We start from the raw sequence: 25,534 nt of genomic DNA, 5'->3' as shown, positions 1-25,534 counted from the left end.
ACGCTCCGCCGCCCGCCCCCAGGTCACCACAAACGACAGAAAATACCCCGCTTCGTGTGCGGGCTTGCCCGCTTATGCGCGAACACGCCCCCATACCCGACACACAGCGGAACGACTCTGCCATCCGTTACAGAACGTCACGGATCTCCGGTTCTGAAACAGCTTCTGAGCGAGGGGCCCGCTGCTGCGAGGGCGGGCCCTTCGCGCTTGCACCAGCCGTTTACTGCTTGTGCCAGTTGCACAGGTGATCGGGGACCAGGACCGGGTTCAGGGCGTAGTCCCACGACACATCCGGCGCCCACCCCTCCAGATCCCACGTCTGGAACCGCCCGTGGCCGCTGGACTGGCAGCAGCACTACCGCGTGCTCGCCGACCTCGCCGATACCGAAGCCGACGGTGTGCTGCCCGACATCCAGCCGGGCGTGCGGTTCGACGGCGACGACCTCGGACGGTGGCTCAAGCAGCAGAAGAAGCCGGGCACCTGGGCACAGCTGTCGACCGAACAGCAGGAGCGTCCAGGCTGGGCGTACAGCCTGCTGAGGCGCCGTCTCCCGCCCTGACGGCCGCGCGAGCGAAGGAGGGGCCCGAGCAAGGCGCAGCAGGCGTTCCAACAAGACCTGACAGCCCTCACGCAGTGGGTCGACCGAGAAGTCGTCCACCGGCCCGTACCACGAGGGCACGCTGAGAAGATCGCTGTCAACGGCGAGAACCGGTGCTCGTGAAGCTGGATGTGTGGGTCTCCAACACCAAATCGAGGCGCAACAAGCTCACCCGAGAGCAGTTGGACGCCCTGCGGGAGCTGGGCATCGAATGGGCGGCATGACGTCATCATGCGGGTGCGGCCACTGAGCGCCACAGTTGGCCATTTTGTACATCGCAGTTCGCCACTAAACACACAGCCTAGGAACGCCACCGCCTCGCCCTGACAACGGCCGTCCCGATCCCCGCCATCGCCAGCCCGACCCCACCGAAGACCAGCGGCAGCAGCCACAGCGAGGCGAACCCGTTGATCCGCGCGTCCTCGGGGGAATCGGCGCGGTACAGCACCTCGACCCGGTCACCCTCCTCGTACGAGGGGGGATTGGAACCCGTCGAACTCCGGAACGTCCTCCGCGCGCCGTCCGCCGACGTGAACTCGACCACCGGGTATGCCGCGGGCTTGTCGTTCTCCCGCTCCTTGCCGGATGCGCCGTGGTCGTCGTTGCGCCAATCCAGCGCTACCACCGTGCCCCGGGCACGCTCCGCATCCGCCAGGAACGAGACCGACACCCCCGCCAGGATCAACCCGACGACCAAGAACACCGTCCCGAACGCGATCGCCCCGAACCCGATCCACCGGCGGACGACACGCCCACGTCCCTGAACCTGCACCACTTCCCCCTCACTCGCCCGGAGTGAAAGGAACGCTATCCCAGGTGCCCGGCCGCCATGCTCCCGCCTCGGGCGGTTGGGCGACTACGAAGCTCAGTATCGACCACTCCTGGAGTCATACCCAGCGACCCGCTGTCCCAGCCTCGGCCTCGTGACCGCGGCGCGAGGTCCCGCGGCAGTTCGCAGGCGACACCGACGATGCTGGCCATCGCGTGCACCGGTCCTTGTCGTATCCGTGCTCGTGCTCGGGGAGGCTGCCGACATCACCGGTGAGCCCCGGGGGTGAAAGCGAGCTGCTTCACCGACACCCCCGGCTGTAGACGGAGATCGTGCAGAACATCGGACGGGCACTGCGGCTCAACCACGACGGGCAGCACGAAGGTGGCCGCGATCACGCCCGTGGTCCCTGGAGCCGACGAGGATCCGACCAACATGGACGCAAGCGCGAGCTTCAAGCCCCTCGTAGCCGCACACGTCAGAGCCCCCTCTTCACACGTCGTGTTGACGGCAGTCGGCCCCCAGGCAGTTGTGGTCGACTGCGCGCAGTGGCCCCTCCACACGGCCACATCACACACCCTCAGCACGCTCACCAGCTCCAGCAGCCCGTGGCCTCTCTCAGGTCGAGCAACCGGCGATGCAGGAAGCCGTCATCCTCGCGCAGCGCGGCATGGAGTAGGAGCCAGAACGGGCGCGGACGGCCTAGCCTCGCGCTTTCACGAGGCGGGCTGTCCGACTGGTGATCAAGAAAGCAGAAAGTGCCTCTGACCAGCGAGAATGAGGATTGCTGAGGTCCTTGTTCCCGCCACCGCCGGAGGCACTTTCCAGGTGAAGAAGCGTATCGGGTCCTACCCGCGTGTCCGCGTCGAGGGCGGCGGTCGTGGGGTCGTCTCGCAGGCCGGGGCCGTGCTGCTGGTCGAGACGATCCGCAAGTCCGGTCTCGACACGGCGATATCGGCGGCGCTTGAGCCGTGGCGGAAGGCCCGGGCGGTGCACGATCCGGGCAAGATCCTGCTGGATGTCGCGCTCGCGGTGGCACTCGGCGGGGACTGCCTGGCCGACGTGGGCTTGCTGCGGGCTGAGCCGGCCGTGTTCGGGCCGGTAGCCTCCGACCCCACGGTCTCCCGGCTGATCAACACGCTGGCGTCGGGCGGACAGCGGGTCCTGGCAGCACTGCGCACCGCCCGTGCTGAAGTACGCGAACGCGTATGGCGGTTGGCCGGTGAAGCAGCGCCGGACACGGGCGGGCAGGTGATCGTGGACATCGACGGCGTCCTCGTCCTGGCCCACTCCGAGAAGCAGGACGCAGCCGCGACCTGGAAGAAGACGTTCGGCCACCACCCGCTGATGGGATTCGTCGACCACGGCCGCAGCGGGTCCGGCGAGCCGGTCGTGGGCCTGCTGCGGCCCGGCAACGCGGGCTCCAACACCGCCGCCGACCACATCGAGGCCACCAGACTGGCCCTGGCCCAGTTGCCGAAACGGCTCCGGCGCGGCCGGCAGACGCTGATCCGTACCGACTCCGGCGGAGGCACCCACGAGTTCGTCGCCTGGCTCGCCCGGCGCGGAAGGTGGCTGTCGTACTCGGTCGGCATGACCATCACCGACGCCATCCACCAGGCCGTCCTGAAGGTCCCGGCCTCGGCCTGGACACCGGCCGTCGAACCCGACGGCGACATCCGCGACGGCGCCTGGGTTGCCGAACTCGGCGGCGACTGCCTGACCGGCTGGCCCAACGGGCTGCGGCTGATCGTGCGGAAGGAACGGCCGCACCCCGGTGCCCAGTTGCGCTTCACCGACGCCGACGGCATGCGGTTGACCTGCTTTGCCACCAACACAGCGGGCGAGGCGATCGCCGCCCTTGAACTGCGCCACCGCCAGCGTGCCCGTGCTGAGGACCGCATCCGCGCCGCCCGCGCCACCGGCCTGCGCAACCTTCCCCACCACGGCGCCGCACAGAACCAGATCTGGCTGGAGATCGTCCAGATCGCCCTGGACCTGCTGGCCTGGATGCCCCTGCTCGCTCTCACCGGCAAGGCCCGCCTGTGGGAGCCCCGCCGCCTTCGGCTTCGGCTGTTCTCCGCCGCCGCGCAGCTCATCACCACCGGCCGCCGCCGCTACCTCCGCCTGGCCAGGCACTGGCCCTGGGCCGACGTGATCAGCGATGCCCTGGACCGGCTCCGCGTCCTCCCGAACCCCGGCTGACCGGCACGTTCCCGTCCCTGCGAGCAGCACCACCCCCGACCGGAGCCGTGGAACCCGGCGCCCACCCGACGCGACAACCGGGCCGTCAGCCTGCCCAGACGCCGAAACCCCCACCCCAAAGAGTCCGCCAGCAAACTGACGACCCCTCATGAACGATCGAGGCTAAACGGGTCAGAACCTCGGCTCTTCCTGGAACGCCGACGCCGCCGACGCCGTGCGAGAGGACGTCGGCTCATCCCCGCTCACCGCCCGGGTGGAACTTGATCGGATAGGACACGGTCGAGCGCGGCTTCGGCGGCTTCGGGTCCTCGCCGCCGCGGTGGAACTTGATCGGATAGCGCGCCGCTTCCCGCGACTCTCGCGGTTTGGGATCCTTGCCACGGTCAGCACCGGAGTCGGAACCGGTGCCACCATTCGCTCCGAGCACGACCAGGACGACGACACCGAATAATGCCGTCTGAGTTTTCGCCCCCGCTGGAGAGCGCCAGTGAGCCGAAACCTTCGTGCCGTCCTTCTTGAAGTACTTGCCGATCCTGGGCATCGGTTCCCCCCTCAGCCTGCAAGACATCCCCGCAACGCTCATGCTCGCATCCACCACCGACAACAGGTCACCTAAAGATCACTCCCGGTGAACAATGGCGGCGGATGGCTGGTGGCCGACCAGCGTCGCCTCTGCGCGCCACGCCCTCGGCGCTCGGCGTTGAGCGCGACCTGCTCACAGCTCAGACACCGGCCGTGTGGCAGAAGCCACCGCCCCTCCCCACCACAGTCGACGCAGCCGGGCCCCGCGTCCGGCCGGGTCTCCGTCGCGGAGGTGGCCTCGTCAGCAGACTCGGCGGCGGCGCGCAGCTGGTCGACGTAGCGCGTCAGCAGGTACTCGGCAGCCCTGTGCTGTGCATCGAGCCCTGCCTGAGTCGAACCCCGCCTGAAGCGCCAGAGCCCGCGCCTTCTCCGGCGGGTGGTGGTGGTTGCTGCGCAGAGCCGCGTCCCGCGCCTGCCGGGCTGCGGAACGGATGCTGTACTACGTGAGCTCTTTCGGGCCGTAGAGGGCTGCCGCGGATCCCGTAGCCAGGGCCCAGTACCGGTCCCCGAACGACCAGTGCCACCACTCCGTGGGGTAGTTCACCAGACCGGCAGAAGCCAAGGCGGTTCCCAGAAGCTGGCGGTGACCACGAGCCTCATCGCTGATGTTGTCGGCGTGGGTGTAGCAGCCGCCTGCGCTCTCTTCCGGACTCGCGTTCAACCGAGTGCCCAGGTCAAGCTCACGGCCTTCAGTATCAGCAAGCGTCAGATCGACAGCTGCCCCGGCGCTGTGAGGCGCAATCTCAGGCGGCGACACGTATCGGCTTGCTGCCGATCGGACCTGCTCGGCCGACCAGTCGGGATGGGCGGCGCTCAGTTCGGCGGCGTATCCGTCGAAGTAGTGCCGTTGCAGAGCTGGCGGACGGTATCCCTCGACGAAGAGCAGCCGCAGGCCCTCGGGCAGCGTCTCCTGGGCTTGCAGGAGACGCTCGAGTACGCCCTCCCGCAAATAGGCGAACGCCCCGGACGCGTCCTGCTTCCGCTCGTCGATGAGTATCTGACTGCAGTGGCGCATGCCCATGAGCCGCTCGCCGCACTCGCGCACGGGTACAGCGGCAACCTCTGGATCAGACATCAAGATGATCTCCTTCATAAGGCGATCATCTCGAAGACATTCACTCTCTGGGCGGCAGCTTCGTGCCCATCATGTCGTCGCACACGAGGCCAGCCACTACAAAGCGCTTTCCCTTGAAGTCATCGTCATCCAGAGTGTCGCGATACACCTTGTTCTTGCTCACCCAGAACGTCGTCCAACAACCGTGCTGCACGTTCGGGCGGCCAATGCCACTGCACGGAGTGATCCGAACCAGTATGGCTATTCGGAAGAGGGGGTCTTTGATCCCTGCCGCATGTGGAAGTCAGGTCCCCTGGCCTCGATCCGGTGGATCAGTGCCGCCGACGACTGGATTCAAAGCCGTTCGACATGGCGCGCACCGACTCAGAGGGCTGTTCAGGCGGGGCTGGTTCGGCGGCACGGCCGTAGACGCGCTGGTCCCGGGCGAGCCGTGCCGCTTCTGATTTGGCTGCTTCGCCACGCACGATGCGTTCTTTCACCCACCAATGACGGGGGCGCTTCCGCTTCTTCGCCATGAGTAGATAGTCCTCTCGCAGGCGACTTCGGGGTAGTCCTACACCCCGCCGAACGACGCTGGGTATCCACCGGGGCAAGAGCCTCGGAAGCCCAAGAAGCGTGTCCAGGCCGCGATCGACGCCCAGGTCGGAAAGAGCTGGGCGGCACCACGTCGTTCAAGCCCAGCAGCACTTCGCCAACCCCGATCGCCACGGCGAAACTCGGCGGGACTCTGACCAGCACCAAGGCGGTACAGCGCCGCATCGGCCCGACCGGCTCATCTCAGTTGCTCAGCAGAACGAGCGGGCCCGGCTATGACAGCTCCGACACACAAGGGGGTGAGTCACGGATGTGACGGCGAAAAGTGCCAGAGGTGTATCGCCGACGCGGGATGCTGTGGGCCGTGAGCGATGGACTGATCAATGCGTTGATGGGTGGCGGCTTCGCTGGGCGACTTGCCCCAGCCCGCTGGAAGCGCCATACGGTGGCTCGACGACGAAACCGCCGTGCGGACCCGCTGGCGCGCCCTGGTCACCGCCCGCCAAGACCACTTGCGCGACGCCCAGTAACGGTGAGTCCTGGTGCTGCGGGGTGTCAGTCGTCGGTGGGGTGCTCGTGCAGGCGCCGGGTGAGGTCGTCGCACCAGCCTCGGGCCCAGGCGCGCAGGGTGGCCGTGTCCGCATCACTGAGGCCGTAGGCGGTGAACTCCTCGTCCTCGTACCACTCGGCGCCAGCCAGGCGGGCTTGGAGGTCCTCGAGGCAGAACTCGTCTCGGGCGTGGCGGCGGCCGAGGGTTTCCAGGTCAGCTGTGGTGTGGTGGCGGGAGGCGGCGTGGACGTCGATGAGGTCGCGGACGGCGCCGCGGTCGGCCAGGGCTCGCACCTTGGTGCCGATGACGTCGTCAAGAGCGAGGACGGGGCCGTACTCGGTAGCTGTGGGTGGCCGCCAGAAGGCCTCTTTGAGGATGTCGACCTCGCAGTCCTGACCACTGGCGGGGTCCGTGACGACGAGGCGGCCGGAGAGCGGGTCGACGCCGATCTCCCGCACCCGCCAGCCGCGCTCGGTCGGCCCGGTGGTGAGGGTGCGGGTGATCTCCGTCATGGGTGCGGGGTTCTCCGTGGCGACGTCGAGATCTTGGCTGAGGCGGTCGACCAGGCCGTGGGCTTGCACGGCGTAGCCGCCGGTGATGACCAGCGGGTAGGGGGTGCCGATGGCCAGGACGTCGGAGAGGAGCCGGCGGTGCAGGTCGCTGAGGTTCACGCTGCGGCTGCCGGGCGGGCGGCGGCCAGCTCGGGGAACGCGGCTTCCCATACGTCTCGGACAGCGCGGCTGATCAGCGTGCGCAGCACGGGCCACTGGGCGACCAGGAGGTCCCGGTTCAGCAGTGTGATGAGGTCGTCGTGCTGTCCTTCGGCCAGCACGGTGCGGTACATGCTCATCCGCGACCGTGGCCGGTCAAGGTCGAACCGTGTCAGTCCCGACCAGGCCACGTGCAGCGGCAGCTGCACGGTGCCGTGCGCCGGCCCGGCCAGCTCACTGAGCGAGGCGGGCAGCCTGCGGGCGTACCGCTCCCGCAGCACCTCGGCAGCGGACGGCGACGGCTCGGCGGCAGGCATGGCGGACATGCAGACAAGTATGGCAAAGCAGTCGGGCAAGCGTGCCGCCACCCGTGGCTCAATGACGACCGGGTTTGGCTTGGTCAGGGAGCGGTGTCGGGGGCGATGCGCTGTGCACAGGCGAGGGCGAACAGGACTCATTCGACCGTGTCAAGACGATCAGTGATTGACCGGTCCCCCGGCGCGCCGACGGCGCTGGCGAGGGCGTCCAGGTCCCGGGGCCGCTCATCATGCGTCGCCGTCTCATTCGCCATACCCGCCATCCTGACAAGGCTCCCCGCCCCGCATCAGTCAGCAGCTCGGGCGTCCGACAGACGGAATACAGGGGCGACAGCCGGACGGACAACATGCGCGACCCCGGCCGCCGCGGCTTTCCCACCCAACGTCTTGATCTCAGAACAGCGTGAGGCTCACAGCCCGACTCTGCGCCGGGCGAGTTCCTTGAGCTCCATGCGTGTGGCGGGTGTGCCTGATGATCCGCGCCAGTACGGGTGACCGGCGATCTGTGCTGACAGCTCCTGCAAGCGTCGGCGGTCCGTGGTCGTGCTGGTCCCCGGACCGGATTCCGCGAGCTGCCAGTACGTGCGGTACCAGGCGGTCTGCGCCTCCGTGAGTGTCCTGTCTCACCGAAGGTTGAGCGATGGGTGTTCCCTCCCCAGCGGAGCGCGGGGCACGAGGCGATCGGGAATACCGGGTGTACTCACCGGGTCAACGCGAGTAGTTCATCGATCACCGGTTTCTCACTACCGTCACTGAAATGGGCCATGGCCGCAAACGGCGCGATCACCCGGCTCCAGGCGTGGAGCCGGTCGCCATCGAGCCCGCACGCCGCCGCCACGCGCGCGCAGCGGGTCTCGACGCCCTCCAGCCCGGCGCCGGCTACGACGTAGTCCACAGCGTCGAAGCACGGATCACCCACACAGGCTTTCGGATCGATGGCCATCAGACCGCGCTCCGCGCCGCCGTCGAGCGCGTTGCCCAGGTGCAGGTCACCGTGGAGCAACACGGTGGTCGTTTCCGTGTCCAGCAGCCGCTCGCACCGCTGGGTGGCCCTGTCCCACGCGGTGACGTCCATCCGTGCACTGATCGCAGGCTCGGACAGCCGCCTACCGACCCGGGTGAAGGCCTCCTCGCACCGGCCGCGCAGCAGACGCGTCGGCCGCGGAGGTGGAGCGACCCCGTGCAAGGCGGCGAGCAGATCCGACCACTGCCCCGGAAGCGACGCAGCAGGCATGTCCTCCGCCGGCGTCCCGGGCACGATCTCCTCCAACACCATGGCGCCCGCCTCCTCGTCGACGGCCAGCACAGAGGGCACCCGGCCCGAGGCAGCGAACCTGCTCGGCCAGAAGGGCCCGCTCCGGACTGAGCTTCAGCACCGCGGGCGTGCCGTCGGGCCAACGGCACCGCAACGCGACCGACGAAGCACCGTCCGGGAGAAACTCACCGAGCGAAAGTCCCCACTGGGACGTCAGCCGAGCGATGAGATCCGGCGTGTCAGCGCACCATTCGGCAACCTGGGGACCGAATCGACGTACCAACCGCGTAGTGACGCTCTCCACATCCACCAGCAGTCGTTTCACACGGGTCAGTCTGCCGCTCGCGCGATCTTTGTCCACCGCTTTTCCCACCGCTCGCTGTGAACGCGAGCCGACGAGCAAATCGGACCAGAGCAGTCACCCAACGTTCGGTGAGAATCGCTGGGTGTGTCAATTTAACGGCTGATCTTGGTTGTTGAGTGGTCAGTTGTTGGTCGGGGTCAGGCGGCCTTCGAAGGCGATCTGGAACGCGTTCAGGGGTGCCTTCCAGCGCATGGTCCACCTCTTGCGGCCCTTCCCTGTCGGGTCCAGGCTCATCAGCGCCATGTAGACGCACTTAAGGGCGGCGGCCTCGTTGGGGAAGTGTCCGCGAGCGCGGACGGCCTTGCGGATGCGGGCGTTGACGCTCTCGATGGCGTTCGTGCTGCAGATGACCTTGCGTATCTCGACGTCGAAGGAAAGGAAGGGCACGAACTCGACCCAGGCATCCGACCACAGCTTCACGATCGCTGGGTACTTCTGGCCCCAGGACTCCTGGAACTCCAGGAACCGCTCCGTGGCCGCGTCCTCGCTGGGTGCGGTGTAAACGGGCTTGAGGGCCTTGGCGACTTTGTCCCAGTCCTGACGGGCGGCGTAACGGAACGAGTTGCGCAGGAGGTGAACCACGCACGTCTGGACAATTGTGTGAGGCCAGACGGCCTCCACGGCCTCGGGGAGGCCCTTGAGTCCGTCGCAGACCAGCATCAGCACGTCGCCCAGGCCGCGGTTCTTCAGCTCGGTGACCACGTGCAGCCAGTACTTCGCGCCCTCGCCGCCGTCGCCGGCCCAGATGCCGAGGATGTCCCGGGTGCCATCGACGGTCACGGCCATCACGACGTAGACCGGGCGGTTGGCGACCTGGCCGCCCCGGATCTTGACGTTGATGGCGTCCACGAACAGGACCGGGTAGACGCGGTCGAGGGGGCGGTTCTGCCATTCGGCCATGCCGTCCATGACCTTGTCGGTGATGGTGGAGATGGTCTGCTTGGACACCTCCGCGCCGTAGACCTCGGCCAGGTGAGCGGAGATCTCCCCGTGCGTGAGCCCCTTCGCAGACAGGGAGAGCACCATCTCGTCCACGCCGGTCAGGCGGCGCTGCCGCTTCTTGACGATCTGCGGCTCGAAGGTGCCGGCGGTGTCGCGAGGCACCCTCACCTCTACCGGGCCGACGTCCGTCAGTACGCTCTTGGCCCGGGTGCCGTTGCGGCTGTTGCCGCTGTTCCGGCCGTCGGCTCGTGCTTCTCGTAGCCGACATGGTCGGTGATCTCGCCCTCCAGGGCGGACTCCAGCACCCGCTTGGTCAGCTGCTGCAACAGCCCGCCCTCGCCGGTCAGCTGCAGTCCCTCGTTCCGGGCTCGGTCAACCAGCATCGCAACGAGCTGCTCGTCCGACACCGCACTCGACGATGCCTGAACCACCTGCTCGGCCTGCTCGTTCTCCACGGCGGTCTCCGTCATCAGACGCATCTCCTTGATCATCAGATCCGCCGTTGATTAGACACTCCCGGTGGCGTCTGCGCCAGATGGACCAGTGCACCAGCCCGGCTGCTGACGGGGCCGGTGAGCCGAAGATGACGGCGAGTAGACGGCGGATCTCCGGCACGGTCAGTGCTCCGTGTCGATTGCTCAGAGCATGGCTCGCCCGTGCGAAACTGCTGTCATGTTCAGGGGAGGGGACATCTTGTGTTCGCAAGGGCGCGACGGCAGGCCAAGGCTGGCCGACTTTGTGCGGCAGGAAGTCACAGGGCAGATGTCGGAAGGCGAGAAGCTCGCCGCGTTGGGCTCCGCGCGTCTGTACTTCCAACGGCCGGACGAACCAGGCTTTCTGGTCTCGGAGACAGAGTGCGGCCCGGTGGTGCCGGTCTTCACTTCTGTGGAGCGGCTGGCTCTCTTCGCAGGTGTGTGCTCCTGGGCGTCGACGACGGTCGAGGACCTGGTGGAGCTACTGCCTAAGACACCGTTTCCTTTGGTGTGATCGTTCGTTGAGCCGTGCATGACGGATCTGGTTGAGCGGTTGGTACCGGACGAGTTATGGATGCTGTTCCGGCGGGTGGTGCCGCCGACGGAGGTGAAGCGCCCGCAGGGCGGGGGCCGGCGACGGGCTGGTGACCGCGAGACCCTGGCAGCGATCATCTTCGTGGCCACCTCGGGCTGCACGTGGCGGCAGTTGCCGCCGGTGTTCGGCCCGGCCTGGCCCACGGTTCACCGGCGCTTCGCCCAGTGGAGCCGGGCCAGGGTGTGGGCCAGGCTCCATCGAGTCGTCCTCGATGAACTCGGCGCCCGCGGTGATCTGGACTGGTCGCCGTGTGCCATCGACTCGGTCAGCGTGCGGGCGGCAAAAGGGGGCCACTGACGGGACCGAATCCGACCGACCGCGGCAAGAGCGGATCGAAAATCCACCTCATCACGGATCGGAACGGACTGCCCCTGTCGCTGGGTATCTCCGGCGCCAACATGCACGACAGCCTCGGTCTGAAGCCGCTCGTGCGTGGAATCCCACCCTTCCGCTCCCGGCGTGGCCCGCGTCGTCGGCGCCCGGCCAAGCTCCATGCCGACAAGGGCTACGACTACGAGCACCTACGCAGATGGCTTCGCCAGCGGCGCATCCGTCATCGCATCGCCCGCAAGGGCATCGAGTCCTCGCAGCGTCTTGGCCGACACCGCTGGGTTGTTGAAAGGACAGTGTCCTGGCTCGCTGGATGCCGTCGCCTGCACCGCCGCTACGAGCGCAAGGCCGAGCACTTCCTGGCCTTCGTCGGCATAGCCGCAGCTCTGATCGGCTACCGCCGCCTCACCAACTGAAACGGCGTCTAAGGGGACGCGGGCGGTGGTGGATCCGCTGGGGCCGCGGACGTTCGTCCTGGATGTGGAGTTCTTGCGGGTGAACGGGGAGCGGGGGGAGCAATCCGATGTCGGGGCATGACAAGGGTGGTTCGGGGGCGGATGGTCCGAAGCCGGGTGAAGGCTATCGGGTTGAGATCGCTTCGGTGCGTAAGGTGCTGGCGCCGCTGGAGGAGTCGGTCGTCGCCGCGCGGAAGATCAAGAAGGATTGGATGGCACTGGCCGATGGCATCGGGAACTCGGCCGACTTCGACATCTGTGACTCCTCGGAGAAGATGCTCCATTCCTGGGGCTTCGGTATGGGCCGGGTGGCCGAACACGCGGACACTGTGGTGCAGACCCTCCGGCAGGTGATCGCCGCCTACATGCTGGCCGACCTGCTGCGTATCAAGGACTTCGCGCCGACCGAGGACAACATGGCCAAACTCCCCTTCGGTGAAAGGGGCATGAAGGCATGGAAGGACGGCTACCGGCCCAAGTTCGACCCGCCACCGGAGATCTACAAGGAGCCGTGGCTCGACGACGATGACGACGGCACCTACACCGGAGACGTGCCCACCAACCCGCGGCTGCGCTACGACGGCGGCTGGGAAGTCGACGGCGGATCCAAGGGAGTGACCGCGTGACCCAGAAGGACGCGACCGAGGGCGGCACGACCGAGCGCATACCCCTCAACGCCAAACCCTCCGACGTCATCCCCGGCAGCCCTCGCAAAGTCGAGGACTTGGCGGTCAAACTCCGCGCCTATGCGGGCGCGTTCCAGGACGGGGTGGATCAGCTCGATGTCCTGTCCCTGATGAACTGGACCGGCGCGGCGTCGGAGAACTTCCAGGGTGCGACGGAGAAGCTGCCCAAAGAACTGGGCTCGGCCAAGAAGTACTTCACCTCCGCCGCGAGTGCGCTGGACTCCTACGCGGCGAAGCTGCGGTCGGTGCAGAAGCGCGTCAAGCCGATCATCGACGACGCTGATGATGCGCGGGCGGCGTCGAAGCGCCACTGGCAGAGTTGGAAGGATTACAGCGAGGCGTCAGACCGTAAGGACGATCCCCTGCCGGAGAAGCCACCGGAGGACGATCCGGGGATGGCTGCGCTGGAGGGCTGCTACAAGCGCCTGGACAAGCTGGAGGCGGAGCTCAAGCTCGTCGTCGACGCGGCCAAGCGCAAACTCGACACCGCCAAGGAGAAGGCCCCGGACAAGCCCCCGGCCCCCGAGGGCCTGGACTGGTTCAAGCAAAAGCTCGGGGATTTCGGCGACGGAGCCGGCGACTTCCTCTACGACCGGTACGAAGGCCTCGACGACCTCCTGCACGATGGCGTCGGAGGCGCGGGGCTGCAGCTGGCCAACACTGTTGATGGGGCCGCCTACGCCGCCGCCCATCCCAAGGAGTTCGCCAAGGCCGCCCTCGACTGGGAGGAATGGCAGCGCAACCCCGCCCGCGCCTCCGGACAGCTCACGGCCGGGCTGCTGCTGGCGCTGGCCACCGGCGGCGCCACCGGCACCTTCCGGTACGGCAGCAAAGTGGCAAAGACCGCCGCACAACGCCTCCTCAACCGTGAACGCGCCCTCGGCCGCGACGGCAGCGCCCGCAAGCGGAAGAACAGCGACCCGGACGACAAGAACAACCCCAACGGCGAGCGGCCCAAGAAGGGTGAGCCGATCGATGTGGCCACCGGCGAGATGGTCATGTCCGCCACTGACGTCACCCTGCCCGGTGTGCTGCCTCTGGTGCTGGAGCGGCACTACGTTTCCGGGCACCCGTGTGGCGGCTGGTTCGGCCGCACCTGGGCGGGCACCCTCGACCAGCGCCTGGAGATCGACGACGAGGGCGTCGTCTACATCACCGACGACGGCATGATCCTGGCCTACCCGGTCCCCGAGCCCGACGTCCCCACCCTTCCCGTCGCCGGTCCTCGCTGGCCGCTGTGCTGGGACGGGAAACCGGACGGCACGTTCACCATCACCGCCCCCGAGCACAACCGCAGTCTCCACTTCGCACCACTCCCGGCAGCCGGCCGCGAGCTCGCCCTCACGGCGATCACCGACCGCACCGGCGACGGCGACCGCATCACCATCACCTACGACGAGCAGGGCGCGCCGACGGAGATCAACCACTCCGGCGGCTACCGCATCGCCATCGACACCGACCCGCAGCTGCTGCGCATCACCGCCCTACGGTTGCTCCATGGTGCAGAGCATCAGCGCAGCACCACGCTGATCTCATACGGCTACAGCGAGGCCGGAGACCTGAGCGAGGTCATCAACTCCACCGGACTTCCGCTGCGTTTCCAGTACGACGACGCGCGTCGCATCACCTCGTGGACGGACCGCAACGGCACGACCTATGCGTATGTCTACGACCATCGCGGCCGTGTCCTGCGGGGCATCGGCCCGGACGGCATCCTCTCCGGCCGTATGCACTACGACCCCCATAGCCGCACCAACCGCTACACCGACTCCCTCGGTAATACGACCACCTATGTCTGCAACGAGGCATACCGGGTCATCGCGGAGACCGACCCGCTGGGCAACACCACCCACACCGAGTGGGACGCCAACAACCGCCATCGCGTCGCGGTCACCGACCCGTTGGGGCACACCACCCGCTACCGTTACGACGACCTCGACCGCCTGATCGCCGTCGAACGCCCCGACGGCACCGTGACGGAGGCCGCCTACGGCGGCCAGGACCTCCCCGCGGAGATCCGCGAGCCCGGCGGTGCGACCTGGCGCTACACCTACAACGACCGTGGGGGCTGCACTTCCGTTACCGATCCCACCGGCGCCACCACCCACTACAGCGACAACGAGTCCGGGCACCTGTCAGAGATCACCGACGCTCTCGGCCACACCACCCAGGTCACCACCAACGCCGCTGGCCTCCCCATGGCCGTTACCGACCCCTTGGGCAACACCACCCGCGTCCGCAGAGGCCCACACGGGCTGGTCACCGCCGTCACCGACCCCCTGGGCAACACCACCCGGCACGGCTGGACCGTCGAGGGCGAGCCCGCCTGGCACGAGGGGCCGGACGGCAGCCGCGAGGTGTGGAAGTGGGACACCGAAGGCAACCTCGCCCGCCACACCGACCAGGCAGGACACACCACCACCTACACCCACACCCACTTCGACCGGCCCGCCACCCATACCGGCCCCGACGGCGCGCAGTACGCCTTTGGCTACGACACCGAACTGCGGCTGACCACCGTCACCAACCCTCAGGGCCTGACCTGGACCTACACCTACGACGGGGCCGGACGGCTCACCTCCGAAACCGACTTCAACGGTTGCACCCGCACCTACGAACACGACGCCGCGGGCCACCTCACAGCCCAATCCAACCCACTCGGCCAAACCATCCGCTACACCCTCGACTCAGCGGGACAGCCCATCACCCAGCGGGACGAGACCACCGGTGAAGAAACGACCTACGCCTACGACGCCCACGGCGCCCTCATCCGCGCCACAAACGCGGATGCCGAACTGGTAGTGGAACGCGACCAGTTGGGCCGCCTGATCGCGGAGACCGTGAACGGCCGCACCACGACCTACGGCTACGACGCGGCGGGCCACCAGACCCACCGTTCCATGCCCTCCGGCCTGATCTCCACTTGGACCTACGACCCCACAGGCCGCCCCGCAACCCTCACCACCGCCGACAACACCCTCACCTTCACCCACGACGCGGCGGGCCGCGAAACTCAGCGGGCCATGGGAGCTGCCACCCTCACCCAGGCGTGGGATTCAACGGAACGCCTGGCGGCCCAGTCAATCTCCTCCCCGGATCACCTTCTCCAACACCGCACCTACACCTACCGTCCCGACGGCTACGTCACCAAGATTCGCGAGCTGACCACCGGCACCCGGCACTTCGCCCTCGGACCGACAGGTCGCGTCACCGGCGTGCAAGCTCACGGATGGTCCGAGACCTACACCTACGACACAGCCGGCAACCAAACCCACGCCACAGCCCCAGCACATCACTCAGAGGGCGACCGGGCATACAGCGGCACCCTCATCCGCCGTGCGGGCCGCACCACCTACGAACACGACGCCGCCGGTCGCCTCATCCGCAAAGCCCGCAAACTCCCCAGCGGTCAAACTCGCTCCTGGACCTACACCTGGAACGCACAGGACCAGCTCACCAAGACCACCACTCCGCTCGGCGAGGAGTGGACGTACACCTACGACCCCCTGGGGCGCCGCCTCACGAAAACCAGCCCGGACGGAACACCCCTGACCTTCACCTGGGACGGCACCCGCCTCGCCGAGCAGGCCACCCGCGATGGTGCCACCACCACCTGGAACTACAGCCCCGACAGCCACAGCCCTCTGACCCAAACTCACCGCGACCTGGGCACCACCCGCCACTACGCCGTCGTCACCGACACAGTCGGCACACCCACCGAACTCCTCACCCCCGACGGCCGTTTGGCCTGGCAACACCGCACCACCCTCTGGGGCACCCCCCTCCCCGCCCCACCCGTCGGTGAGGGGAGCGTCGACTGCCCCCTACGCTTCCCCGGCCAATACGCCGACCCCGAAACCGGCCTAAACTACAACCACTTCCGCTACTACGATCCCGAAACCGCCCGCTACCTCACCTCAGTAGCTGTTGTCGTATCGATCTTGAGACTTGTCGATCGAACGGGAGTCCCGATTTCTGGGCGAGAGTGATCACCTTCTCGTTGTCGGGCCTCGCGCCCGCGCCGAGACGTCCCTCCGAGACCTCCGGCCGACTCTCGGCAGCCTCACGCGAACGCTGACGATGAGTGAGCAGTTCCACCGAGAGCATCAGTGCGACCGGCGGCCAGCCCGCCACCACGATCGGTTGCCAGTCCAGCGACGGGGGCAGCGGCGAAATTGGCCGCCAGCGAGACCGCGATCCCCAGCAGGAAGCCCAGCCACACCGCGACCCGCGTCCGGCGGCTAGGAGCTGTCCGGGCGATCATGTGCGGAGCCAGCCGGATGACGGTGGGTGGCTGCGGCGGTGATGGTGCCGAGACAGACATAGCCGCGCTTGTCGTATCGGCTGGCCACGGCTCGGGACTGTTTCAGTTTGTGGATCGCCCGCTCGACGGTGTTGTGCTTCTTGTACCGCTCCTTGTCGAAGCCGGGTGGCCGTCCGCCGCGTGAGCCTTTGCGTAGGCGGCCTGGCTGTCAGTCTTCTCGGGGATGACGTGGCGGATGCCGCGCCGACGCAGGTACTGGCGGCACGGACCGTTGCTGTACGCCTTGTCCGCGGCCAGGCTGTCGGGCTTCTTGCGCGTCTGCCCGGCCCCACCGGCCGCGTCGGCAGCGGCCTGGACCTGCTGCAGCAGGCGTTCCCAGATGCCGTCAGCCGACGACAGCCGGTGGCGTTCGTAGACCGTCTTCCGCGGACCGAACCGTTCAGGCAGGTCCCGCCACCGTACTCCGGTCCGCACCCGGTGCAAGATCCCGTCGATCACCTGCCGGTGATGCCGCCACCGGCCACAACGCCCGTCACTGACCGGCAGGAACGGCCGCAGATACGACCAGCTCACGGGGGGCACGTCTTCCTGTAGGCGCCGTCAGAGCCGCGCCGGGGGCACCAGTCTGTGACGGCGCATGTGCAAGTCAGCGGCGTGCGCGGTAGTCCGCGACGCCAGCCCGGCCCGGCGCGGCCACCCGATGCAGGCGACAATCACCTAGGGGAACGGGAGTCGCGTAGTCCTTCTTTGGAGGCCGAGCGGGAGATGGACGCAGAAGAGGCATCAGCCCGGCCGGGCGTCAGCCGGCGCCCACGGGAGAATCAAGCGGTGCTGCTGGGCCGGCAGGCCGAGCGTCAGGCGATCGAAGGGCTGCTCGCACAGGCACGGGCGGGGCGCAGCGGCGTTCTGGTGGTTGTTGGTGAGGCCGGCATCGGTAAGACCGCGCTGTTGGAGGCTGCCCGCGGCGCCGCGTGGGGGTTCCGGGTGGAGCGGGCGGTCGGTGTGGAGTCCGAGATGGAGTTCGCGTTCGCGGGCTTGCACCAGTTATGCGCGCCGCTGGTGGACCACATGGGTGCGCTCCCTGATCCGCAGCAGGCCGCTTTGGGTGTGGCGTTCGGGCTGCGTGCTGGGGATCCGCCGGATCGGTTCCTCGTCGGGTTAGCCGTGTTGAGTCTGCTGGCCGAGGTCGCCGAGGAACGGCCGCTGTTGTGTCTGGTGGACGATGCGCAGTGGCTGGACGAAGCATCTGCGCAGACTCTTGCCTTCGTGGCGCTTCGGGTGGACGCGGAGCGGGTGGCGCTGGTGTTCGCGCTGCGCGACCCGGGCTCCGGCCCGAGCGACGCTCATCCGTTCGCTGGGCTGCCGGGGCTGGGCTTGGAAGGGCTCGGTGAGGTGGACGCGCAGGTGTTGCTCGCCAGAGGGGTCGGGACGCCGCTGGATGAGCGGGTACGCGACCGGATCCTCGCCGAAGCGCGCGGCAACCCGCTGGCGCTGCTGGAGCTGCCCCGAAGCGCAGAGCAGGCGAAGCTGGCGGGTGGATTTGGGCTGCCGGACGCACTGAGCGTGCCGCGCAGGATCGAGGAGAGCTTCCAGCGCCGGTCGGCCAGCCTGCCGCCCGAGACGCAGTTGCTGCTGCTGGTCGCAGCGGCAGAGCCGCTCGGCGATGTGACGCTGCTGTGGGGTGCGGCCGAGCATCTGGGCATCGGCGCCGAGGCGGCCGTACCGGCGGAGGCGGGGGGGTTGCTGGAGATCGGCGTCAGGGTGCGGTTCTTGCATCCGCTGGTGCGCTCGGCGGTCTACCGGGCCGCCGCCCTGCCCGACCGGCGCCGGGTGCACGGCGCGCTGGCCGCTGCGACCGACCCGCAGGCCGGCCCCGACCACCGCGCCTGGCACCGCGCGCAGGCCGTGCTCGGGGCCGAGGAGACGGTCGCGGTGGAGCTGGAGCGCTCCGCCAGTCGGGCACGGGCCCGCGGCGGGCTGGCCGCCGCGGCCGCGTTCTTGGAACGGGCGGTGGTGCTGACGCCCGAGCCTGCCGACCGGGCGCGCCGGGCGCTGGCCGCGGCGCACGCCAAGCACCAGGCCGGCGTGCCCGACGCTGCCTTTGAGCTGCTGACCCTCGCGGCGGCCGGACCGCTGGACGCGCTGCAACGCGCCCGGGCGGAGCTGCTGCGCGCCCAGATCGCGTTCCACGCCACAAGAGGCAACGACGTGCCCGCAATGCTGCTGGAGGCGGCCAAGGCGCTCGCCCCGCTGGATGCCCCGCTGGCCCGCCAGACCTACCTGCAAGCCCTTGAGGCGGCCATCGTCGCTGTTCCCCTCGGCCGTGGTCGCCGAGTGCTCAAGGTGGCCGAAGCCGCCCAGGCCGCGCCCGAACCGCCACACCCGCCAGGGGTGGCGGACCTGCTGCTCGCCGGGCTGGTGACCAGGTCCATACATGGGTACGAGGTGAGCCTGCCCACTCTGCGGCGGGCCTTGGATGCGCTCCGTGGCCATGAGCCCCGCGCTGACGACGACAGCAGCCGTTGGCTGTGGCTGGGCAGCCGTGTCGCGGTGGCGCTGTTCGACGACGAGTCGGTGTACGAGCTGGCCAGCCGCCGTGTCCGCCTCGCCCGCGAAGTCGGCGCACTGGCCGAGCTGCCCGTCGCGCTTGACTACCTCGCGGCCGTGCTTGTGCACACCGGCGAGCTCGCCCACGCTGCCGAGCTGACCGCCGAGGCCACCGCGATCAGGCAGGCACCGGTGACCAGGATCCTGCTCGCCGCCTGGCGTGGCCGGCAGGCCGAAACCTCTGAGCTGTACGCGACGATGGTCCAGGACGCGACCGAGCGGGGCGAGGGCGCGGTGGTCACCCTGACCCAGTACGCGATGGCCGTGCTGTTCAACGGCATGGGCAGTTACGACGCCGCGCTCGCCGCCGCAGCGGGCCCGTGCGATTCCGACGAGTTGGAGCACGGCAACCTGGCCCTGCCCGAGCTCATCGAGGCGGCCGTCCGCGCCGGCCAGCCGGCCCGCGCGGCTCCCGCGCTGGAGCGGCTCAGTTCGCGAGCCCGCGCCAGCGGCACCTCGTGGGCGCTCGGGCTGGCGGCGCGTTCGCGGGCGCTGGCCAGTACCGGGCCGGCGGCCGAGGCGCTCTATCGCGAGGCGATCGATCGGCTCGGCCGCTGCCGAATGGCGGTCCATCTCGCCCGCACCCACCTGGTCTACGGGGAGTGGCTGCGCCGCGAACGTCGGCGGCAGGCCGCGCGCGAGCAGCTTCGCACCGCCCACGAAATGCTGTCCGGCATAGGCGCGGAGGCATTCGCCGCCCGCGCCGCCCGCGAGCTGCGCGCCACCGGCGAGCGGCCACGCAAGCGGACGGCCGAGCCGACCGATGCGCTCACCGCCCACGAGTTGCACGTCGCACGGCTGGTGGCCACCGGGGCCACCTCCAAGGAGGTCGGCGCGCAGCTCTACTTGAGCCCGCGCACCATCGACGCACATCTGCGCAACATCTTCCGCAAGCTCGGCATCACCTCCCGCCGCCAGCTTCGGACACTGCCGCTCCCCTGACCCCTCAACCATTGAGCGCCCGGGATGCCGGGAGGTATAGGCGATTTTCGCCGATGCGACCGCGGTGCGGCAGCGGGGAGCATGGACACGCGTCCGGGACACCCGCTCCGGACGCAGCGCGGACGGGGGTACCGGCGGAGACGCCCTGTACTTCGGGGCTGCGTCTCTGCCTCCGACGGTGACTGACGCGCACTCATGAGCGATGTAAACGGCCGGAGCAGAAACGGCCGGACCGAACTGCCCAACCACCGAGCAAAGGGGTCACACGTGAACCAGAAATTCAAGCGGACATCTTTCGTCGCGCTAGCGGCGGTCGCCGCCTCAGTCGTCAATGCGGCACTACTCGCGCCGAGCGCGAGTGCCGCCGAAAACACCTGGATCAGGACGACGGAGGAGATTTCGGGCGATCATGTGTGTGTCTCCGCCATCAACTTAGAGCTCTCCCCTGGCAGGTGGGCGGCGGATGCACGCTACTGCAGTGATGGTGCGCGGAGTCAGCTGTGGGACCGGCGAGGGGACAACATCAAGTTGATTGACACGAATCAGTGCCTCGACAGCAACGAGGATGGCGAGGTGTACTACACGGAGTGCAATGGTGGCAGCTACCAGAAATGGGACTACCATTCGAGCGGGCAGGTGACGAACAGGGCCACCGGCCGGTATCTGGAGGCCCGGGCGTGGCTCGAGCCGGACTGGTTCGACTACACCCTGGGAACCACTTCCACCCCGGGTAGCTGGGGGGATGCTGTCAGCAGTAACAAGTGGGAATTTTCCGGCGGCCAGTAGTCGTCCCGTAGGGCTTGCAGTCCGATCAGGCTCGGCGCGTCATCCTCACGTCCAGGTGATTTTCTCCGGAGCCCGGACCGCCGCGCCACCGGAAGCGGTCTTCTTCCTCTTCCTCCGTGTCGCCATCGGCGACACGGAGGAAGAGGAACCGCGGATGCGCGGTGCCGCGCTGCTGCGTGCGGAGGTGGCCATCAGCTGCGTCTTAAGCCCCCAGCCGCCTCACAGGAGTGCTGGGAGACTGGGGGATTGCCCTCGGTGATCAGTTCCGGAGCGGCGGCCAGACGCGCGGACCCGTGCACTGCCCGCATGCTGCGCAACCGGCGCACTCCATACAGAACTGCTGCGGGGTGAGCGGGCAGCGGCAGATCGGGTTGTAGTCGGGGTCGTCGGGGTGGGCCGTCCCGCCGAACGGCGGCTCGGTCCAGGAGATGACCCGGCCGGTGGCGAGCAGGTCCTCGTAGTGGTGCCCGATGTCACTGTGCTCGCTCCAGGTGGCCATCACCGTGTCGTCGGCCGCGCTCACCGCGCGCCGTCCTCGCCCGCTTTCGCTTCCGCTTCCGCCGGTGGCTCGGTGGGAACGAGGACGCGGTCCAGCCAGATGGCGAGCGCGGTGGTGGCGGCCGGGTCGGCCTGGGCGAGGCGGGCGGCGAGGACGTAGGCGAGGCGGGTGACGTCGTAGCCGGTGTCCATGACGACGAGGATGTCCGCGTCGCCCGGCCGCCACTGCCCGGCGTGCACCAGTCGGGTGACCACCTCGCGCATCTGGGTGGCGGTCACCGCGGTGGCGTCGTCGGACGGCCCGAGCCGGATCGCGTCCAGCACGGCTGTCCACGTGCGTCCCGTCTCCAGCGCGGCGACGAAGGAGTAGGGCCAGCCGGGGATGAACTGATCGGCGCTGCCGCCCCGCCCGTAGACGTGGCAGAACAGCAAGCCAGGACTGGTGGGGCGTCGGGGCGCAGCCAGTTGCTCACATCCACCGCGAGCACGATCCGCCCGTCGGCGGCACGTGGCAGCGGCGTGGCGGCCAGCAGCCTGCGCAGGCGGCGCGGCTCCAGCCAGCCGTGATTGACTGCGTCGTACATTGCCCCGTGCCCACGCCGGTGCTCGGGCGTGAGCGTCAACTCGGCCAGCGACGTCACCGGCCCATCGGAGCACAGCACCGGTCGGTGAGCTCGAAGAGCGCATCCGCCCGGGTGTAGAGGCAGTCGTAGAACTCGACACGAAAGTGGGACAGGACACCCAACGCGGCGTCAGCGGACTGTTCAGCGGCGAGACTCTTCATCAGCGGCCGTTCCTTCACGCGACGTTGCTCGACACCTCGAAGTGTGAAGAACGGCCGCCCTGCTGTCCCAGGAAAGAACCAAGATCAGCAAGTCAGGTGAACGGTCGAGGTTAAACGCCAAGCTTAGTGGCTGTTGTCGTTCCGATCTTGAGGGGTGCGTCGAACGGGAGTCTCGATCGGGTGATCGCCGCTGGCCACGGGGCAGGGCCTCTTGGTAGCTCGGGGTTGCGAAGCCAACCGAGATCCAGGAGACCCTGTTGCCGCAGTTGTACGTGCTCGCGCCGGTGAAGTTCAACTCGGTTGCACCGACGTGTGATTGTGTCGCTCACCGGTTCGGGAATGCCGCCGATCATCCAGAACGTGTTCGGCGGTATCCGTCGGACATGACGGACGCGGAGTGGGCCCGGGTCCGGCCGCTGCTGCCGGTGCCGGCCTGGCTGCGCGGCCGGGGCGGGCAGCCGGAGGCGTACTGCCACCGCGCGATGCTGGACGCGATCCGGTATCTCGTGGACAACGGGATCAAGTGGCGGGCGATGCCAGTGGACTTCCCGCCGTGGGACCGGGTGTATGCGTTCTTCCGCCGCTGGCGTGACCATGGTCTGGTCAAGGAGTTCCACGACCGGCTGCGCGGACAGGTCCGCGCAACGCTGGGCCGCGACACGGCACCGACGGCCGGTGTGATCGACTCGCAGTCGGTCAAGGCAGACGCCGTCGTCGGCGCCGACAGCCGTGGCTTCGACGGCGGCAAACTGGTCAACGGGCGCAAGCGGCACGTCGTGGTCGACACGCTCGGCCTGCTGCTGGGCGTGATGGTCACTGCCGCGGACACCGGCGACCGCACCGCCGCTCACGTGCTGCTCGGGCAGGTCGCCGACATACACCACCGGCTGGAACTGGTCTGGGCCGACGGCGGCTACACCGGCAGCCTCGTCGAGCACTGCCTCGCCGCGTTCTCGCTGGTCCTGGCGATCGTGAAACGCAGCGACGACATGCGCGGCTTCGTGGTGCTGCCCAAGCGGTGGATCGTCGAGCGGTTCTTCGCCCACCTGATGCGCACCCGCCGTCTGGTGCGCGACTTCGAACGCCGCACCACCAGCGCCGAGGCGATGGTCTACTGGTCGATGACCCTGCTCATGACGCGCCGACTTGTCCAGCCGGGCCCTGGGCCAGGGTGAACCGGCCCGGCTGCCGCTCGGCCAGCCAGCCCCGCGCGACCAGGCGCTTCGCCTTCGACCGCAGCGCCTCCACCTTGGTCGGCACCGCGTCCAGACCGAACATCACGGCCAATTCCTGGCAGGTCAGCGGCCCTTGATGGAGCCGGTGCCGGTTCGCGAGGGCCTCGAGGATACGCTGATAGTCCACCGACAGCACCGACCACGCCAGCCCCTCACACCACACCGGCACCCGCGACTTCGGTTTCGCCGCCTGTCTGGGCGCCGAGCGCGTGTCCGCGTCCCGTGAGCCCGGGGGCGGCCTCCTCATCAGCGATGTTGCCGTCGTCCGGAGCCAGGACGGTGCCCACTCGTCTGCGGGCGATCGCCCACTCCTGCCATTCCTGCTCGGCCTGGGCCAGCTCGGCCTGGATGCGATCGGCTTCCTCACGCAACCCGTCGACTCGACGGCGAGCGGCGAGTTCGTGCTGTTCCAGCAGTCCGACGACCGACGGCATCCGCAACCTCCCGGGGAACGACGACATGACACGCCACCACTCCCACCGAGTCACCCACGCTATGCCTGACCAGCGAAAACGCAGCCCTCAGATTCGGAACGACAACAGCCACTTAGGTCAGGTTGCCCCTCGGCGAAACGGTCAATCGCGGCTGGGAAGAGCGGATAGTCAATCTTCGGCGGCAGAGTGACGATGAGCAGCCTCCCCCCGGGTGCCAGGAGCCCGGCGAGCCCGTTGAGCGTCTTCTCCAAGTCTGTGAAGTGGTGGACTGCCTCTTTGATAAGGACGGCATCAAGTGCCCTGGGAGCGATCTTCACGCGGCCAGCCGCCGACCGTGGCGATCCTGAACAGGGGGCACGGATGGGCGTCTTATGGAAGCTGGAGCCGGCGACCGCGGCCAAGCACCGGTTGTACCAGCGATACCTGGACGCCTGGTGGCCGATTTTGCTGCAGACTTCCCAGAGCACCGGCTACTCCCGGCCCCGGGTCACGCTCCTGGACGCGTTCGCCGGCCCGGGCCGCTACGAGGACGGCGAGCCGGGCTCGCCGGTGTTCATCCTGGACCGCCTGCTCGGTCATCACCCGGTCGACCGCATGCACCTCAGCCCCAGGCGGGTGCATTTGATATTCATCGAGAAGGACCGCGCGCGCCACGAGCACCTCGTGACGGAACTCGTCTCCCGCTTCGGGCCGCTCAAGGATCTGCCGGTACGGGTGGAGGTCCGGCGCGGTGAAGCGGGCCGCGACAGCCCCGCAGTTCTCGACGAGCTCGGAGCCTGGGGCCACCCAATCCTGGGGATCTTCGACAGCTGGGGCAGCGTCAACGTGCCGTTGCACGTGATGTCCAGCATCGCCCGCAACCGCTCCAGCGACGTCATCACCACCTTCGGACCCAACTGGTTCAGCCGCCGCGAGGAGCTCAACGCCGACATCCTCGACACGGTCTTCGGCGGCCGCGGCTTCTGGACCGCGGCCGCCGACGAGCTGGGACCCGACGAGAAGTGGCTCGTGTGGCTGCGCACCTACCGGGACGCGCTGCGCCGGGCCGGATTCGGCTACCAGCTGCAGTTCGAACTCGTCCCTCGCACCGGGCAGCCCCTCTACCTCGTTTTCGGCACCGGCAGCACCGCGGGCCTGAAAGCGATGAAGGACGCCATGTGGAAGGTCGACGACCTCGATGGCGAGAGCTTTCGCGACCCCCGTACCCGAGGTGCCAAAGCAGACGGCCAGCTCGACCTGTTCCAGGCGGCGGGTCTGATCGACGACGAGCTGGCCGAACTGGTCGCCCAGCGCTTGAGCGCCGGGGCCACCACCGTGGAGGCAATCGGCGAGTGGCTGCTGACGGAGACCGCCCGCTGGATGCCGAAGCATGCCTTGAAGGCGGCCCGGCAGATGCGGCAGGACGGCGTGATCGCCGTCCAGTCGCCGGGCAAGCTCACGACGAAAAGCCGGATCAGCCTGCAGGCACAGGTTCGGGCATAGGCATCTGGTCCCAGGTGCGGCCCTGAAGGTGCCGACCGGATGCCTTCGGGGTCCGACCGCC

18 protein-coding genes and 7 pseudogenes are annotated in these 25,534 nt (G+C 68.3%); 11 read left to right on the top strand and 14 right to left on the bottom strand.

Features of this window, described 5'->3' with window-relative positions:
* Positions 1-320 precede the first annotated feature (320 nt).
* A pseudogene (locus tag HUT19_RS43855) lies at positions 321-823 on the top strand (helicase associated domain-containing protein); the annotation flags it as partial.
* Positions 824-900: 77 nt separating this feature from the next.
* On the opposite strand, the gene HUT19_RS40760 reads toward HUT19_RS43855, so the two are convergent.
* Positions 901-1,374, bottom strand: a complete 474-nt coding sequence (locus HUT19_RS40760; protein WP_254885336.1) for a DUF3592 domain-containing protein — start codon at positions 1,372-1,374, stop codon at positions 901-903.
* Between the two features lie 155 nt (positions 1,375-1,529).
* Here HUT19_RS40760 and HUT19_RS43850 point away from each other — a divergent pair.
* Together HUT19_RS43850 and HUT19_RS40755 are read left to right on the top strand one after the other, a co-directional pair.
* Positions 1,530-1,839 (top strand): annotated as a pseudogene (locus HUT19_RS43850) (helicase); the annotation flags it as partial.
* 357 nt (positions 1,840-2,196) lie between these two features.
* The gene (locus HUT19_RS40755) at positions 2,197-3,573 is read left to right on the top strand and encodes an IS1380 family transposase (RefSeq protein ID WP_176178549.1); all 1,377 of its coding nucleotides are present in this window, start codon (positions 2,197-2,199) and stop codon (positions 3,571-3,573) included.
* Between the two features lie 232 nt (positions 3,574-3,805).
* Here the strand turns inward: HUT19_RS40755 and HUT19_RS40750 are convergent, their stop codons facing one another.
* From HUT19_RS40750 to HUT19_RS40720, 8 genes and pseudogenes are all read right to left on the bottom strand, one after another.
* Positions 3,806-4,114, bottom strand: a complete 309-nt coding sequence (locus tag HUT19_RS40750) for a hypothetical protein (RefSeq protein WP_176186290.1) — start codon at positions 4,112-4,114, stop codon at positions 3,806-3,808.
* 480 nt (positions 4,115-4,594) lie between these two features.
* Positions 4,595-5,248: a M15 family metallopeptidase gene (locus HUT19_RS40745; protein ID WP_176186288.1), complete on the bottom strand. Its 654-nt coding sequence runs from the start codon at positions 5,246-5,248 to the stop codon at positions 4,595-4,597.
* A 22-nt stretch (positions 5,249-5,270) separates the two neighbouring features.
* Positions 5,271-5,393, bottom strand: coding sequence for a hypothetical protein (locus HUT19_RS44120; RefSeq protein WP_303332563.1), 123 nt, complete (start codon positions 5,391-5,393; stop codon positions 5,271-5,273).
* Between the two features lie 148 nt (positions 5,394-5,541).
* The gene (locus HUT19_RS40740; protein WP_176186286.1) at positions 5,542-5,745 is read right to left on the bottom strand and encodes a hypothetical protein; all 204 of its coding nucleotides are present in this window, start codon (positions 5,743-5,745) and stop codon (positions 5,542-5,544) included.
* Between the two features lie 574 nt (positions 5,746-6,319).
* Positions 6,320-6,985, bottom strand: coding sequence for a nucleotidyl transferase AbiEii/AbiGii toxin family protein (locus HUT19_RS40735; protein ID WP_176186284.1), 666 nt, complete (start codon positions 6,983-6,985; stop codon positions 6,320-6,322).
* Positions 6,982-7,350 (bottom strand): hypothetical protein, encoded by a 369-nt coding sequence (locus HUT19_RS40730; protein ID WP_254886097.1) that lies wholly within the window; start codon positions 7,348-7,350, stop codon positions 6,982-6,984. Before HUT19_RS40730 ends, HUT19_RS40735 begins: the two co-directional genes overlap by 4 nt.
* Positions 7,351-8,041: 691 nt before the next feature.
* Positions 8,042-8,900: pseudogene (locus HUT19_RS40725) on the bottom strand (aminoglycoside phosphotransferase family protein).
* A 180-nt stretch (positions 8,901-9,080) separates the two neighbouring features.
* Positions 9,081-10,285: pseudogene (locus HUT19_RS40720) on the bottom strand (IS256 family transposase).
* A 379-nt stretch (positions 10,286-10,664) separates the two neighbouring features.
* Here HUT19_RS40720 and HUT19_RS40715 point away from each other — a divergent pair.
* The 4 genes from HUT19_RS40715 to HUT19_RS40700 all read left to right on the top strand — a co-directional run bounded on the left by HUT19_RS40715 (position 10,665) and on the right by HUT19_RS40700 (position 16,430).
* Complete coding sequence (locus tag HUT19_RS40715; RefSeq protein ID WP_254886095.1) at positions 10,665-10,889, top strand: hypothetical protein; 225 nt, start codon at positions 10,665-10,667, stop codon at positions 10,887-10,889.
* 18 nt (positions 10,890-10,907) lie between these two features.
* Positions 10,908-11,716 (top strand): IS5 family transposase gene (locus HUT19_RS40710; RefSeq protein WP_176186282.1). Its coding sequence is split into 2 segments (ribosomal slippage): positions 10,908-11,255 and positions 11,258-11,716, totalling 807 coding nucleotides; the frame shifts between segments, so codons are not numbered across the junction.
* Positions 11,717-11,823: 107 nt separating this feature from the next.
* Positions 11,824-12,381, top strand: a complete 558-nt coding sequence (locus HUT19_RS40705; protein ID WP_176186280.1) for a hypothetical protein — start codon at positions 11,824-11,826, stop codon at positions 12,379-12,381.
* Positions 12,378-16,430, top strand: a complete 4,053-nt coding sequence (locus tag HUT19_RS40700; RefSeq protein ID WP_176186278.1) for a DUF6531 domain-containing protein — start codon at positions 12,378-12,380, stop codon at positions 16,428-16,430. The genes HUT19_RS40705 and HUT19_RS40700 overlap by 4 nt, the downstream gene beginning before the upstream one ends.
* Before the next feature lie 252 nt (positions 16,431-16,682).
* Here HUT19_RS40700 and HUT19_RS40695 read toward each other — a convergent pair.
* Positions 16,683-17,287, bottom strand: a pseudogene (locus HUT19_RS40695) (transposase).
* A 246-nt stretch (positions 17,288-17,533) separates the two neighbouring features.
* Between HUT19_RS40695 and HUT19_RS40690 the strand changes: the two are divergent.
* Both HUT19_RS40690 and HUT19_RS40685 read left to right on the top strand, forming a co-directional pair.
* On the top strand, positions 17,534-20,254 hold the full coding sequence (locus HUT19_RS40690; RefSeq protein WP_254886094.1) for an AAA family ATPase: 2,721 nt from the start codon (positions 17,534-17,536) through the stop codon (positions 20,252-20,254).
* 267 nt (positions 20,255-20,521) lie between these two features.
* A complete protein-coding gene (locus HUT19_RS40685; protein WP_176186274.1) occupies positions 20,522-21,040 on the top strand; it encodes a ricin-type beta-trefoil lectin domain protein in 519 nt (172 codons plus the stop codon).
* A gap of 259 nt (positions 21,041-21,299) precedes the next feature.
* On the opposite strand, the gene HUT19_RS40680 is transcribed toward HUT19_RS40685, so the two are convergent.
* Both HUT19_RS40680 and HUT19_RS40675 read right to left on the bottom strand, forming a co-directional pair.
* Positions 21,300-21,563, bottom strand: coding sequence for a hypothetical protein (locus tag HUT19_RS40680; RefSeq protein WP_176186272.1), 264 nt, complete (start codon positions 21,561-21,563; stop codon positions 21,300-21,302).
* Positions 21,564-21,688: 125 nt separating this feature from the next.
* Positions 21,689-22,322 (bottom strand): annotated as a pseudogene (locus tag HUT19_RS40675) (transposase); the annotation flags it as partial.
* A gap of 383 nt (positions 22,323-22,705) precedes the next feature.
* On the opposite strand from HUT19_RS40675, the gene HUT19_RS40670 reads away from it, so the two are divergent.
* Entirely contained in the window at positions 22,706-23,497 is a 792-nt protein-coding gene (locus tag HUT19_RS40670; RefSeq protein ID WP_254886093.1) for an IS5 family transposase, read from the top strand.
* Here the strand turns inward: HUT19_RS40670 and HUT19_RS40665 are convergent.
* Positions 23,454-23,991: pseudogene (locus HUT19_RS40665) on the bottom strand (hypothetical protein). The gene HUT19_RS40670 and the pseudogene HUT19_RS40665 overlap by 44 nt on opposite strands.
* Before the next feature lie 59 nt (positions 23,992-24,050).
* The gene (locus HUT19_RS43845) at positions 24,051-24,308 is read right to left on the bottom strand and encodes a methyltransferase domain-containing protein (protein ID WP_254886092.1); all 258 of its coding nucleotides are present in this window, start codon (positions 24,306-24,308) and stop codon (positions 24,051-24,053) included.
* A 43-nt stretch (positions 24,309-24,351) separates the two neighbouring features.
* Between HUT19_RS43845 and HUT19_RS40655 the strand changes: the two genes are divergently transcribed.
* Complete coding sequence (locus HUT19_RS40655; RefSeq protein ID WP_176186268.1) at positions 24,352-25,473, top strand: three-Cys-motif partner protein TcmP; 1,122 nt, start codon at positions 24,352-24,354, stop codon at positions 25,471-25,473.
* Positions 25,474-25,534 lie beyond the last annotated feature (61 nt).

The organism is Streptomyces sp. NA02950 (genome assembly GCF_013364155.1).
Classification (GTDB): Bacteria; Actinomycetota; Actinomycetes; order Streptomycetales; family Streptomycetaceae; genus Streptomyces.
Note: the sequence above shows the minus strand (reverse complement) of the source record. Positions and strands in the feature narration are given on the sequence as shown.

Coding starts and splice junctions, on each gene's coding strand:
- HUT19_RS40705 (WP_176186280.1), top strand. CDS start 11,824: ATGTCGGGGCATGACAAGGGTGGTTCGGGGGCGGATGGTCCGAAGCCG.
- HUT19_RS40715 (WP_254886095.1), top strand. CDS start 10,665: ATGTCGGAAGGCGAGAAGCTCGCCGCGTTGGGCTCCGCGCGTCTGTAC.
- HUT19_RS40745 (WP_176186288.1), bottom strand. CDS start 5,248: ATGAAGGAGATCATCTTGATGTCTGATCCAGAGGTTGCCGCTGTACCC.
- HUT19_RS40670 (WP_254886093.1), top strand. CDS start 22,706: ATGACGGACGCGGAGTGGGCCCGGGTCCGGCCGCTGCTGCCGGTGCCG.
- HUT19_RS40750 (WP_176186290.1), bottom strand. CDS start 4,114: ATGCCCAGGATCGGCAAGTACTTCAAGAAGGACGGCACGAAGGTTTCG.
- HUT19_RS40730 (WP_254886097.1), bottom strand. CDS start 7,350: ATGTCCGCCATGCCTGCCGCCGAGCCGTCGCCGTCCGCTGCCGAGGTG.
- HUT19_RS40655 (WP_176186268.1), top strand. CDS start 24,352: ATGGGCGTCTTATGGAAGCTGGAGCCGGCGACCGCGGCCAAGCACCGG.
- HUT19_RS40740 (WP_176186286.1), bottom strand. CDS start 5,745: ATGGCGAAGAAGCGGAAGCGCCCCCGTCATTGGTGGGTGAAAGAACGC.